This window comes from Nocardia mangyaensis, from assembly GCF_001886715.1.
GTDB lineage: Bacteria > Actinomycetota > Actinomycetes > Mycobacteriales > Mycobacteriaceae > Nocardia > Nocardia mangyaensis.
This window is the reverse complement of record NZ_CP018082.1, coordinates 3,830,580-3,844,756: the sequence shown is the minus strand read 5'-3', so window position 1 is coordinate 3,844,756 and position 14,177 is coordinate 3,830,580. Positions and strand designations below refer to the sequence as shown.

6 protein-coding genes are annotated in these 14,177 nt (G+C 64.6%); 5 read left to right on the top strand and 1 reads right to left on the bottom strand.

All coding sequences use genetic code 11. The annotated features are described in order from the left end of the window. Nucleotides 1-271 precede the first annotated feature (271 nt). The 3 genes from BOX37_RS17295 to BOX37_RS17285 all read left to right on the top strand — a co-directional run bounded on the left by BOX37_RS17295 (nucleotide 272) and on the right by BOX37_RS17285 (nucleotide 7,990). Complete coding sequence (locus BOX37_RS17295) at nucleotides 272-3,244, top strand: amino acid adenylation domain-containing protein (RefSeq protein WP_071928564.1); 2,973 nt, start codon at nucleotides 272-274, stop codon at nucleotides 3,242-3,244. Nucleotides 3,245-4,083: 839 nt separating this feature from the next. Next, complete coding sequence (locus BOX37_RS17290; RefSeq protein ID WP_240504907.1) at nucleotides 4,084-4,761, top strand: helix-turn-helix domain-containing protein; 678 nt, start codon at nucleotides 4,084-4,086, stop codon at nucleotides 4,759-4,761. Between the two features lie 1,615 nt (nucleotides 4,762-6,376). Beyond that, nucleotides 6,377-7,990, top strand: coding sequence for a (2,3-dihydroxybenzoyl)adenylate synthase (locus BOX37_RS17285; protein WP_071928563.1), 1,614 nt, complete (start codon nucleotides 6,377-6,379; stop codon nucleotides 7,988-7,990). A 55-nt stretch (nucleotides 7,991-8,045) separates the two neighbouring features. Here the strand turns inward: BOX37_RS17285 and BOX37_RS17280 are convergent, their stop codons facing one another. After that, entirely contained in the window at nucleotides 8,046-9,395 is a 1,350-nt protein-coding gene (locus BOX37_RS17280; protein WP_071931596.1) for a salicylate synthase, read from the bottom strand. Nucleotides 9,396-9,674: 279 nt separating this feature from the next. Here BOX37_RS17280 and BOX37_RS17275 point away from each other — a divergent pair, with 279 nt between their 5' ends. Both BOX37_RS17275 and BOX37_RS17270 read left to right on the top strand, forming a co-directional pair. Further along, entirely contained in the window at nucleotides 9,675-12,338 is a 2,664-nt protein-coding gene (locus BOX37_RS17275) for an ABC transporter ATP-binding protein/permease (RefSeq protein WP_276207203.1), read from the top strand. Then, nucleotides 12,335-14,089: an ABC transporter ATP-binding protein gene (locus BOX37_RS17270; RefSeq protein WP_071928561.1), complete on the top strand. Its 1,755-nt coding sequence runs from the start codon at nucleotides 12,335-12,337 to the stop codon at nucleotides 14,087-14,089. The genes BOX37_RS17275 and BOX37_RS17270 overlap by 4 nt, the downstream gene beginning before the upstream one ends. Nucleotides 14,090-14,177 lie beyond the last annotated feature (88 nt).

Below are 14,177 nucleotides of genomic sequence, written 5' to 3'. Positions count from 1 at the left end.
GGTCGTCCAAATCTATATCGGTATCGGAGTCATTGTGCGACTGTCCATGACATTCGCCGGGAATCCACCACAAATCCAACTAGAGAAAGACACCAAATTCGCTTGGTGCACACCAAAGCCTTGTCGCTAGAATTTCTAGCGACTGTCGCATCGCCGGACTGTACTGCGACAGTTGAGTTCACTCCACAGGTCGGGCCAGGCCGAGTTGACCGTTGCGAATGATTCTGCCACCCAGCTCGGTTCGTGACCTGCCGGGCAAGGATGTTTCGCAATGACGCAGAACTCCATTCTCGATCATTTCCGTCAGCAGGTCGCCGAGCAGCCGAACGCGCGTGCAGTCGTGGGGCCTCGACAGCATTTGACGTATCAGGATCTCGACGAGCTCAGCGACCGGCTGGCCGCCCGGTTGCGGCAAAGGCACATTCCCCGAGGTAGTTTGGTGCCGATCGTGGCGCACCGGTCTTTCGAGCTGGTGATCGCGGCGCTGGCTGTCATCAAGATCGGCGCAGCCTACGTGCCGATCGACCGGCGGTATCCGGCAGCACGCCGCCGACGCATCATCGACCAGTGCCGTGCACCCCTCGTGCTCGCGACCGCCTCGGACCCCGACGAAGTCGCCGGTGCAGGGGTACTGGACGTCGACGCAGTAATAGCCGATGCGGACACGTCAGGATTCCGGCCCGCCACAGTGGCCTCGGCGGACTCGGTCTATGTCATTTTCACCTCAGGCACCACCGGCGAGCCGAAAGGCGTCATCGTCGAGCATCACTCACTGCGCGACCTGGTCGCCTGGCACAACACCCGCTTTGCCATGCGGCCCGAGTGTCGCTCGACCTTGCTGGGTGGGCCGAGTTTCGATGTGACCCAGTGGGAAATCTGGTCACCGCTGGCAGCAGGCGCCAGCCTGCATCTCCTCGATGAGGCCACCCGCTCAGATCCGGTTGCCTTGCTGAGATTCTATGCCGACCACCACATCACCCACGCCTACGTTCCGACCGTCCTGGTTCCAGCACTCGTCGACACCGCGGTGCCGGACGGGTTGGCGCTGCGCTACCTGTTCTGCGCCGGGGAGGCCCTGCATCCACTGGCCACGCACCACCTGCCCTACACCCTCGTCGACTATTACGGACCCACCGAGGCCACCATCTTCGCCACCTACCGGGTGGTAGAGCCACATAGCGAGGACAAACCCCCATCAATTGGTGTGCCCATCATGGACACCGAGGCGTTCATCCTCGATGACAACCTCGATGAAGTGCCCGAAGGCGGAGTCGGGGAACTCTGTTTGGCGGGTAACTGCCTGGCACGCGGCTATCTGGACCCGGCCCTGACAGCTGAACGTTTCATCCGATCCGTAAAACTGGGTCGTCGCCTGTATCGCACCGGTGACTTGGCTCGCCGACTTCCCGATGCCACGATCCAGTTCCTCGGTCGTCGCGACGACCAGGTCAAGATTCGCGGCAACCGGGTAGAACTCGGCGACGTCGAGGCCGCGCTACTGCGGCACCCATTACTCAAAGCCGCTGCGGTACTTGCAGATACGAGCACCGGTGACGCGGTCAACCACCTGGTGGCATTCATCGTCCTCCGTGACGCATCGAGCTCCGACGAAGCTGTCGTCGCCGCAGTGCGCGCCGCGATGCGCCACGAACTGCCCGACTACATGCTGCCCAGCCTCTATCGCTGCCTCACCGCACTACCCACGACGCTCAATGGCAAGATCGATAGATCCGCTCTGCGTCATCTCATCGCCTCCTCGACCTTCTTGCCAAGTCCCACCGCCTTCGACGACGAGGTCGAAGCGTCCGTCGCCACCGTATGGCGCGAGCTTCTCGGCCACGGCCAGTTCACCGCGACCGACAACTTCTTCGACGTCGGCGGCCATTCTCTAATAGCTACCGCGCTGGTCAGAAGAATCGGCGAGCGACTGGGAACCCGGACCTACATCCGCGACATCTACGAAAGCCCCAGCGTGCGCGGCCTTGCCGCGGTGTTACGACAACGCCTACACAGCGAGCAGGCCACCCTCGACAGCGAACCCATTCACCAGCTGCAAGAAGATGTTTGGCTACCCTCGGACCTCGACTTCGGCGCCGGATTCGACCACACACAACTGACTGCCCCACGCCATATCATGCTTACCGGAGCCACCGGCTTCATCGGCGTGCACCTGCTGGCACGGTTGCTGGACACCTGCGCTGCTATGGTGCACTGCCCTGTGCGCGGCATCGACGCCGCCGACAGACTCCGCCAGGTGGCCACACGCTACCGTGTACCGATCACCGACTGGCAGCGGGTCATGGTCTACACCGCCGATCTCGCCGAACCTCACCTCGGTTTGCCCCGCAGTGACTACGACACGTTGTCGCAGCGAGTCGACCTCATCCATCACTGTGCGAGCGCGGTCAACTTCATCCAGCCCTACTCCCATATGAAGCGCGACAATGTGGCAGGACTACGCCACGTGATCGCGTTCGCAGCCCACCAGCGCGTCAAACCACTGATCTTGTCGTCGACCATCTCTGTCTACAGCTGGGGCCATCTACACACCCACAAGACAGTCATGCACGAAGCCGACGACATCGATCAAAACCTGCCCGCCGTCAGCACTGACCTCGGCTACGTCCGCAGCAAATGGGTCATGGAAAAAATCGCCGACCTTGCCGCCGCCCAAGGTCTGCCGCTGATGACCTTCCGCCTCGGCTACGCCACCTGCCACAGCGCCACCGGGCAGTGCGCCGACTATCAATGGTGGGGCCGGATGGTGAAAACCTGTATCGCCCTGCAAGCCATCCCCGACCTGCGCAATCTACGAGAAGGACTCACCACCGTCGACTACATGGTGTCTGCGATATCCGAAATATCCAAACAGTCAAGCGCACTGGGGAAGAAATTCAATCTGATCCCCTCCCCGGAGCGAAATGTCACCCTGCAAGCTTTCTTCGGACTGCTTTCGAAACACTTCGGATACACCTTCGCTGTCCTACCGTTCCGGCAATGGGTGGGGTTGTGGGCGAACGATTCCCAGGCGCCGCTGTACCCGCTGCTCAGCATGTTCGAAGACAACGTGTTCAACGGAAGAACGACAGTAGAATTGTATCAGGACACCTATCTTTGGGACTGCCGAAATGTCGACCTCCACCTCGCCGACAGCGATATTCGCGAGCCGGACTTCAACCACGAGACTCTGGCACGCTACCTCCGTCACCTGCTGGTAGAGCCCTATCTTCCGACCGAATCCTGAAATCACGGCACAACGAATTTCGCGATCACCTGGAACACGGGGCAAACCAGCACCATCAACGCGAATCGCACGTCGACCCTGACAGGCGCGACCGTGGTCGTCACCTCACTGGGAACATCACTTCAGGGCTGTTCGCCGGCCACAGTTTTCTTTCGATCAATACCGGCGTGTCTACCGACTTGGTCGCTTGCAACGCCGGGCTCGGAACTGTTTCCAGAAATTTCGTATTGACCACCCTGGAAATCACATCCCTTTGATGGGGTTCAGGTGTGGGCGAAAAGTACCTCCTACGGAAGTCGGGTGGCGTGCCGATGCTCTTGTAGCCACCGGAGCCAACCGAAGTGCAATATGACAGTCGGCCACCCGCGCAGAGGCAAACAAGGTCTTCCCCGATCTCGAGAGCAGAGACAGGTTGATAACGACCGTCGGCCGCGCTTCGTGCCCAGCGCTGGTTCCCGTCACCGTAGGTGCTCATAACCCGGTGTCGACGCGGTACCGGAAGGTATCGCGCGGTCTGCACCCATCGGGTCTACGTGGCCGGCTACGAACGGCGAGCTTTTGCGACCGCGCAGCCGATCAAGCGTCGCCTTGCGCGGGCGCAATGACGCAGTGAGCCATTCTCATCCTGCCGCTGAAACACGTCGCAGCACAAGAGGAGTCAGGCACTCGGCCTCGATCAGGTTGGCGCGGGTGTCGCGGGTGTCGAGGAGGTCGCCGAGCTCGATCGTGTTCTCGAACTCTCTTCGGAGAGCTCGATCAGTTCGAACCGGTCGGGGAACTTCTGGGCGAGCCGTTTCGCCTCGGCGAGGACGTCGGGATGCGGGGGATCGCCGGCGTGGATGACGTATTCGCTGACCTCCTCGAATCGACGTGAGGCGCAACGGGCTGCGATTGTGCTGGCTTGCGCTGACGGTATGTCGATCGTGTTGACCGTCGAGGAGCATGAAACGTTGCAGCGGTGGGCGCGTAGAGCCAAGTCGTCGCAGGCTCTCGCGGAACGTTGCCGGATCGTATTGGGTTGCGCGGCAAGCAAATCCAATTCCGATGTGGCAGCTGAACTGGGAATCACGGCCCAAACGGTGGGTAAGTGGAGGACGCGCTTCGCGCAGAAACGCCTCGAGTGGTTGTCCGATGAGCCACGGCCGGGGCGTCGGCCCTCGATCCTGTTGGACAAGGTCGAAGAAGTCCTCACGACGACCCTGGAACAGAAGCCGGTCGATGCGACGGATTGGTCGCGGACCTCGATGGCCAAACGAAGTGGGTTGTCGCCCTCGACAATTGGGCGGATCTGGAGCAAGTTCGAGCTGAAACCGCATGTAGCCGACGGGTTCAAGCTCTCGACCGACCCGTTGTTCGTGGACAAGGTCGTCGATGTGGTCGGGCTGTATCACAATCCGCCGGAGAAAGCTCCGAGGCGGGGCTGCTTCCGTCACTGGAGATCATACTGGATACCGGCTCGTCAGCCTCAAAACGGTCGCCAAACGGTCACAAGCGAAACGTGTTGCCATCGTCCGTAGACGTGGCCTACCGGCGGTTCGCGTCTCTCCTTTGGAGTTTGACGTTGCGCCGACGCGGCGTGGTCTTGTGGCTGCGCGATGGCTTCCGGTTTCTCCTATGGACCGACTTCACGTACTTCCCAATGCGCGGGGAGTTCGGTAGACGCTCGACTTGAAACCGCTCGACTATCGGCGTGTCGGAGCGCGAGGTCTGGAGGAATACGGTGAGGCGCGGTTTTCGGCGAAGCCGACGTTCAGATGCAAACTATCGGCCTCCACGACCATCCCGCACGCCGATGGGCACCGAAAACATCTCGCTTGCACCTATTTTCGATACCGCCAGGCTGGCTGTCATGCGCGCCGAACCCATCTACGACTCAGCGCCCACTCATCACATGCCGGGCTGCTACGCACCGCTCTGGACCGGTTGAACCGTACTGAACAGCACAAACCATCCCAACACCCCCTGAAAGGGAACACCTCCCCGGGCCCGTGGACCCGGCAGCCAACCCGCTGACCGGGGCACTACTGATTGCCCGAAAACTGCTGATCAGCAGTTTTCGGGCAATCCGAAACCGATCAGTCCAGGCCGCTGGCCTGGCGAAAGGTCGAGGCTAGACCAAGCTCGTCAGCGTCACCGTGGTCGGACCAGTAACCGAAGAGACGCCACCCCCGAGTAGGCAAGCCATTTGGTCGTTCGCTATCAAAGTCACCTCCGTAATGATCGAATCGCCCTGGAACTGACCACTGGTCACTGTTCCGGTACTCACCGTGACCACATTCCCATTGGGTCGAGTCGCGGTCACGCTCGTGATCTGTGCTGTCGACGAATTCCCGTTGTTCCAGTGGAAGGTCAATGTACCTCCTGCGCCACCGGTCAGGCACCCGATCGTGCCCGACGAAGCGCCACCAAAGGTTCCAGAGGTGAGGGTTGGATCGCTGGAAACAATACAATTCACCTCAGCGTCTGACGTAATCGAGGTGGGCCGGGGTGTGGGAACTAGCGGAGGTGAGTAATTTGCGGTGACGGAGCCAGCGCAAACAATATCCACAGGAGCTTCGGCAACTGCGGAACCAGCCGACAGCAGCGAGCCTGTGACAATCGCCGCTGCTGTCATGCCCACGATTCCTCGAATGCGCATCGTTATCATGAGACTCTCCCCAAAGTCGAGCGTATATGACAGGAATTACATCGACAGTGCTCGGGTGTCCGTTACGGAGCAGCTTCGGGATCGCAGAGCTGGGGCCTCTGCCGTCACCGGAGATCACCCCGGATACCGGCTCGTCACCTTCAAACGGTCACAGGCAGAACGCGCTGTGTCTCCGGCAACTTGGGTACCGAGACCGGTCGCCGGTGCCGCTGGACGAGGGCGCTGGATCTGGCGGCAACCGGGGGGTGCCGCCCAAGTTCGAGGCGCTTGCCCACGGCCCAGGCCGAGATGTTAGCTTAGCCTAAGCGTATTTCGAAAGCGGAAAGTCGGGGTTCGGTGGTGAGCGGCGCGTCGGCGATCCCCACGAGGCCGGTGCGTGCTCGTTCCGGACGGGTCACCGGGCTCGGTGGGCCTCCGAGGCCCGGTTGATCATCGAATCATGAAGACTTGCAGAGGCTCCCGTGCCAGTACCTGAGAGGCGAATCGTGCTTCCCCTTACCTCGTCCACCGCCCATCGCGACGGCTACGTTCCCTTTCCCGCCGGGCCGGCCGCGGAGTACCGCAGCGCTGGCTACTGGCAGGGGCGCTCGCTCGGTGAGCTGCTGCGTGAGACCGCCCGGCGGCATCCTGATCGGACCGCGCTGCTGGGCGCCGATGCGCGTAGTTACGCGACGCTGGACGCGGAGGCCGATCGGATGGCACACGGGTTCCGTGCGCTTGGAATCGAGCCAGGGGCCCGGGTGGTGGTGCAGTTGCCGAATGTGGTCGAGTTCGTGCCGGTGTTGTTCGGGCTGTTGCGGGCCGGGGTGATTCCGGTGCTCACGTTGCCCGCGCATCGGCGTAGCGAGATCGAGCATCTGGCGCGGCTCTCCGAAGCGGTCGGCTACATTGTCGCGGACCGGATGGGTGACTTCGATTACCGAGAGTTGGCTGCCGAGGTGCAAGCGGCAGTGCCGTCGGTGCGCCACGTGCTGGTGCTCGGCGACCCTGGCCCGTTCGTCGATCTGAATTCTGTGCCGCGCGAGGGCGACTCGCTACCGGCGATCGATCCGGGCGATATCGCGCTCATGCTGGTTTCCGGCGGTACCACCGGGCTGCCGAAGCTGATCGCCCGCACCCATGACGATTACGTGTACAACGCGACCGCGAGCGCGCAGGTGTGCGAGCTGACCGAGGGCGACGTGTACCTGGCGACACTGCCCGCCGCGCACAACTTCCCCCTTGCCTGTCCCGGCATTCTCGGCACGATCGCTGTGGGTGGCGCAGTAGCCTTCGTCACCGAGCCCAGTCCCGAGAACGCATTCGCCGCGATCGAGCAGAACCGGGTGACCGTTACCGCGGTCGTCCCGCCGATTGCGCAATTGTGGTGTGCGGCAGTCGAATGGGAGGAGGCCGACCTGTCCTCGCTGCGGTTGCTGCAGGTCGGCGGCGCCCGCTTGGCCGAGGTGAACGCTCGCGAGGTCGAGCCTGCGCTCCAAGCGCGGCTGCAGCAGGTGTTCGGAATGGCCGAGGGGTTGCTCAACTTCACCCGCCTCGACGATCCGGCCGAGTTGGTCCACGCCACGCAGGGTCGGCCGCTGTCCCCGGCCGATGAGATCCGTGTCGTCGACGGTGACGGCGATGACGTCGCTCCCGGAGAGGAGGGTGAGCTGCTCACCAAAGGCCCCTACACGATTCGTGGCTACTACCGGGCCCCCGAGCACAATTCCCGCGCCTTCACTCCGGACGGCTATTACCGCAGCGGCGACCTGGTGCGCCGCCTGCCCAGTGGCCATCTCGTTGTTTCCGGCCGCATCAAGGACGTCATCAACCGCGGCGGTGAGAACGTCTCCTGCGACGAACTCGAGGAGCACCTGCTCGCTCATCCGGCGGTCCGCCATGCCGCTGCGGTCGGGCTGCCCGATGCCGTGCTCGGTGAGAAGGTCTGCGCCTTCCTCGTTGTCGGCGGCGAGATGCCGACGCTGTCCGAGATCAAGGCATTCCTGACCGACCGCGGCGTTGCCACGTACAAGCTTCCCGATGTGCTGCGTCGTGCCGACGGCCTACCCACGACCGCAGTCGGCAAGATCGACAAGAAGGCCCTGCGGAACGGGGGATGACGAGCGGGGTGTTCGGGATGGTGCAGCCGATCGGTGCGGGATTCCGTGGCCGGGCTCAGCGGAGCGTTGGTTGTCCGGTGCCGACGCTCGGTGATGCCGCTACGACGTAGGGTGCGATGCTTTCGAGCTTCTCGCAGGTTTCCTCGAATTCGCGCTCGGGTGTGGATTGTTCGATGATTCCTGCCCCGGCGCGTAGCCACGCGCCGTGGATGTCCTGGTAGACCGCACGCAGCACCAGCGTGGCCTCCAGTGAGCCCGAGGGTGAAACAGTGACCACCGCGCCGGAATACAATCCACGCGGATCGCGGTCGAGCCGGAAGATGGCATCGACGCCTTCGCGTTTCGGGATGCCCGAGGCGGTGACGGCTGGGAACAGGGCTTCCAGGGCATCCCAGCTGGTTCGGTCGGCGATGAGCAGGCCCCGGACGGTGGAGGTGAGATGCTGGACGCTGCCGCGCTCGCGCACTGTCATGAAATCGACGATGGCCGGCGTGTCGGGCGCGGCGATCGCGCTGACCTCGGTGAACGAGGTGTGCACCGACATCGCGTGCTCGGCGATCTCCTTGGGGTCGCCGAGCAGATCCGTGCGCGCGGCGAGATCGGCCGCGGGGCTGTGGCCGAAGCGCCGGGTGCCTGCCACCGGTCTTGTGGTGATGACTCGGTCGTCGTCGACGGAAACGACCAACTCCGGGCTGAACCCCGCCGCCGCCAGCCCGCCCAGTCGCAACAGGAAGGATCGAGCGGGGGTGTTGTGTGCCCGGCCGAGCCGGTAGGTGGCCGGTACGTCGACCATGAAGGGCAGCTCGACCTTCCGCGACAGGATGACCTTCCGGTACCGGCCGTCGCGGATTTCCGCACTCGCCTCGGCAACTCGTTCGCGGTAGCCGGTCCGATCGCTGCGGACATCGGTCGGATGCGGTAGCGGCAGCGCAGTGTCCTGGGCGGCGGTGACCAGATCGTGGATCGCCCGGGCCTCGGCGGGTGTCGCACCGGAGATCCGGATACCCGACATCGCGATCCGCACCTCGATCCGCGGAATCATCAGGTGCGCCAGTGCCGTGGGCGCTGCCACATGGGCGGTGGCATCCAGTGCCCAGGCGCAGAATTCGAATCCGATCCATCCGTAGGCGTTCCGTCCATCCAACGGTAGTGTGCGGAGTGCCTGGTCGAGGGCGCTTGCGGGTCTGCCGGTCCACCGGTGGGTGCTGGTGCGTCCGTCCCATTCGACGCGCAGCTCCTCGACGCCCAGTTCGACAGTGCCGATCGGGTCGGCCGCGAACACCCATTCTCCCGGCCGTTCGTACACCACATACTCGCCGAACAGGTCGGCTCCCGCCAGCCCTGCCACCGCCGCTACCGGATCGGTCACATAGCCCGCGTGCGAGCGCTCGTCCGTGATCGACAACGGGTCCTCCAAGATCATGCCTGACTGCGAGAAATTAGGCTAGCATAGCCTAAATTGGACAGAATCGATACTGCCGCGCAGTGCGAAAGCTCGGTGCTGTCCCGGCGCCGCGGGTATGTGTAGGCTAACCAAGGTTGCTGAACGTGTCCCGGCCGGGACACGGGAAGGCGGCGGATGGCCGGTACGACTCGCGCGTCGTGTTGTTCGGCAGGTGACCTCGACGGTCATCGAGTCTGGTACGGAGGACACACCGCAGTGGCGCGTAGAGGATTTCAAGGTGTGGTACTGAACGCCTTCGGCGTTCAGTACCACACCGCCACCGTCTCTGGTGCAGAGCAATTGACACCGCGAATGCGCCGGGTCTGGTTGAGTGCGCCGACATTGTTGGCCGATATCGATATCGAACCGACGGCGTGGCTGCGGATGTGGTTCCCCGACGACAAGGGCTCGGACGCGGAGTTCCAGCGCGGGTACACGATCGCGGAGGTCGATCCGGATACCGTCGGCCGTTTCGCGGTGGATTTCGTGCTGCACGAGCCCGCGGGGCCGGCCTCGGCATGGGCGTTGAACGTCACCGGCGGGGAGACGATCGAGGTGACCTCGTTCGGGTCGCGAGGGTTCTCGGTGTCGGAGGATCCACCGGCCGGCTATCTGCTGATCGGTGACTCGGCCTCTGTTTCGGCGATCAATACGATCCTGGCGGCGGTGCCGCATCAGGTGGCCGTCGAGGTCTACCTGGAACAGCATCACGACGATGATCTGCTGATGGCGCTGGTTCACCACCCGCTGGCGCGGGTGCACTGGGTCCCGCGGACCTCGGAGGAATCCCTTGCCTCGGCCCTGGAAGTGCGGGACTGGTCGAATTGGTACGCCTGGATGGGGCCGGAATCGAAGGCCCTCAAGCACCTCCGGGCGCGGGTGAAGGAGTTCGGTTTTCCCAAGACCGACGTGTACGCGCAGGCGTACTGGGCGCACGGCCGGGCGATGGGCAAAGAGCGCGGTGCCGAAGAACGTGCTGCCGCGGACTCCGGTCTCCCGGCCGCGGCAGCGCAGGGTACGGCCCCCGCCAGTGCTTCGGGCGATGCCGCGTCGCCGGCGCCCGAAGAGGCGGCGCCGGCGGCTGTCGAGGTCGGATCGACACCCGAGGCGGTGACGGCGGCGGACGTTGCCGTGGACGGTTCGGCGCAGCGTGCACGATCCGTTCGGGCCGGAAGATGGCGCTCCCAGGCGGGCAGCCGCCTGTTCGCCGACGTCAAACCGAAGCTGTACGTCGCGGGCATCCTGCAATTCTTCGTCACGCTGATCCAACTGGCGCCCTATGTGCTGCTGGTGGAACTGGCGCGGGAACTGCTCGCGGGTAGTGGAAGCGACACGCTGTGGCGGCTCGGCCTGTGGGCGCTCGGGCTGTTCGGGCTGGGCACCTTGCTGGAATCGGCGTTGCAACTGTGGCTGCACTCGGTCGACGCGCGGTTCGGTCGTGAGCTACGCGGCCGGTTGCTGGGCAAGCTGGCGAGACTGCCGCTGGGCTGGTTCACCGCGCGCAGTTCGGGTCAGGTGGACAAGCTGATAAACGGTGACACGCTGTCGCTGCACTATCTGATCACGCACGCGGTGGTCGATGCGGTGGCCGCGGTGGTGGCGCCCCTTGCGGTGCTGGTCTACCTGTTCTTCGTGGACTGGCGAATGGGTCTGGTGCTGCTGATACCGATTCTGGCCTACATATTCACGATGATGACGATGATGGCGACCTCGGGGCCGAAGACCATGCAGGCGCAGCGCTGGGGCGAACGGATGAAGCGCGAGGCGACCTCATACATGGACGGCCAGCCGGTGATCCGGGTGTTCGGTGGTTCGGCTGCCTCGCCGTTCCGGCGCAGCCTGGATCAGTACATCGCCTTCTTGGACGGCTGGCAACGGCCGTTCGTCGGCAAGAAGTCGGCGATGGACCTGATCACCCGGCCGGTCACCTTCCTGTGGCTGATCCTGGTGGCGGGAACCGCGCTGGTCGTGGCAGGCAGTGTGGAGCCGGTGGATCTGCTGCCGTTCCTGTTCTTGGGCACCACATTCGGCTCACGCCTGCTCGGCATCGGCTACGGAATGATGGGGTTGCGGGAGGGCCGGGAAGCCGCGCAGAAGATCCAGGTCGTGTTGGACACCGACGAACTCGAGGTGCGACCCGGGCAGCCGAATCCGGCGGATGAGGCGGGCCGGGTGGTGTTCGATGAGGTGAGCTTCGGCTATCGGCCGGGAGTGCCGGTGATCGAGAACATATCGCTCACGCTGGAACCCGGCACGGTCACCGCGCTGGTCGGTTCCTCCGGCGCGGGAAAGTCGACTCTGGCCGCGCTGCTGGCCCGCTTCCACGACGTCGGTTCCGGGGTGATCCGGGTGGGGGGCCGCGATATCGCGACACTGTCACCGGATGAGCTGTACGCGCAGGTCGGCTTCGTTTTCCAGGACACCCAGCTGGTAGGCGGAACGGTGCGGGACAATATCGCCCTGGCGGTACCGGATGCCTCCGATGACGCGATCGAGCGTGCCGCGCGCGACGCACAGATCCACGACAGGATCCTCCGGTTGCCGCAGGGATACGACACGATGCTGGGGGCCGGAACCACAATGTCGGGCGGTGAACGGCAGCGGCTCACCATCGCTCGGGCGCTGCTGGCCGACACCCCGGTGCTGGTGCTGGACGAGGCCACGGCGTACGCCGACCCGGAGGCCGAGTATCTGGTTCAGCGGGCGCTCAACCGGCTGACCATCGGGCGGACGGTACTGGTGATCGCGCACCGGCTGCGCACGATCACCGCGGCCGATCGGATCGTGGTCCTGGACGGCGGCCGGATCGCCGAATCCGGGACCCACACCGAACTCCTCGCCGCCGAGGGCCGTTATCGGCAGCTGTGGAATGCCGGCGCCGATGTGAAGGAGATCGCCCGATGATCCGCACCATGCTGAGTCTGTTGCCGGCCGAGCAGCGCCGCCGGACCACCGGCTATCTCGGCCTCCTGCTCGTTTCGGTGGTCCTGCGAGCGATCGCCGTGGTCCTGGTGGTGCCACTGGTCACGGAACTGTTCGGGGACACCCCGGCCGACGCGTGGCCGTGGGTAGGGGTATTGACCCTCGCCGTCGCCGCCGGCTGGGCTGTGGACACGATCACCTCGCGGATCGGTTTCGATCTGGGTTTCCACCTGCTCGACAACGCCCAGCGGTCGGTATCGGCGCAGGTGGCGCGAATTCCACTGCGCTGGTTCACGGAGGACAACTCGGCCATCACGCGGCGCGCGATCGCCACCACCGGCCCGGACCTCGTGGGTCTGGTGGGGTACCTGATGACGCCGCTGATCCAAGCCGTCGCGCTGCCGGTCGCGATCGCCGTCGCGCTGGTGCCGGTCGCATGGCAGTTGGGCCTGGTCGCGCTGCTCGCCTTGCCGTTGATGCTGGGCTCACTGTGGCTGACCAACCTGCTCACCCGGCGTGCGACCGTGGTGTCCAGGGAAGCCAACAGCGTGCTCACCGAGCGCATTCTCGAGTTCGCGCGTACTCAGGCCGCATTGCGCGCGGCGCGGCGCGCTGAGCCGGCCCGCAATGAGACCGGTGCGGCGCTGTCCGCCCAGCACGGCGCGACGACTCGGCTGCTGTTGTTGAATGTCCCGGGGCAGGTGCTGTTCGGTCTGGCGAGCCAGATCGCGCTCCTGGCGATGGCGGGAACCGTCGCATGGCTCGCCGTGGCGGGCACCATCGGGGTTCCCGAGGCCGTTGCGCTGATCGTGGTGGTGGTGCGGTTCCTCGAGCCGTTCGCCGCGTTCGGTGATCTCGCGACGGCGCTGGAAACCAGTCGTGGTGCGCTGCGCGACATCGGCACTGTCGTCGAGGCGCCCGAACCGAAGCGGAACAGCGCGGCGGTGTGTGATGCCGAGGAGCCCGCCTCGGTGGCGTTGCGCACGGTGTCTTTCGCGTATGGCGCCGAGCCGGTGGTCGATGGTGTCGATGTCGAGTTCGAGGCAGGCCGGGTCACGGCGGTGGTCGGACCGTCGGGGTCCGGCAAGAGCACGCTGCTCGCACTGATCTCGGGCTTGGAAGCGCCTACGTCCGGCAGCGTCACCATTGCCGGTGTGGACCGCGGTGCTCTCGATACCGCGGACCGTTCGGCAGTGGCCAGCATGGTGTTCCAGCAACCGTATCTGTTCGCCGGCACCATCCGGGAGAACGTCCTGGCGGGCGCCCCGGACGCCGATCCGGACCAGTTCGCACAGGCTCTGCGCCTGGCACGGGTCGACGAGTTCGCGCAGCGGCTGCCGGACGGGCTCGACACCCTGGTCGGAGAAGCGGGGACCGCGTTGTCGGGTGGTGAACGTCAGCGGGTGTCGATTGCGCGGGCACTGCTGAAGCCGTCTTCGGTGTTGCTCGTGGACGAGGGCACCAGTGCGCTCGACGCGGAGAACGAGGCCGCGGTGGTTGCCGCCATCACCGGCGATCCGCAGCAGCGCACGCGCGTGGTGGTGACGCATCGGCTCGCCACCATCGTGGGCGCGGACCGGGTGCTGTTCCTGGATGAGGGCCGGATCGTGGAGGACGGCACGGTCGACGAATTGCGCGCTGCCAATGGTCGTTTCGCCGAATTCTGGGCGCAGCAACACGAGGTCGCCGGGTGGCGGATCAGTGCAGACCCCGCGCCCGTGGGTTCGTTCTGACCGCAGGATCTGTCTTCGTCGGGCAGGTCATTCATCGGTAGGCGGGTGCCCGGTTCTGTCCGGCTATGAGGGTAGGCGTAACGCCCCA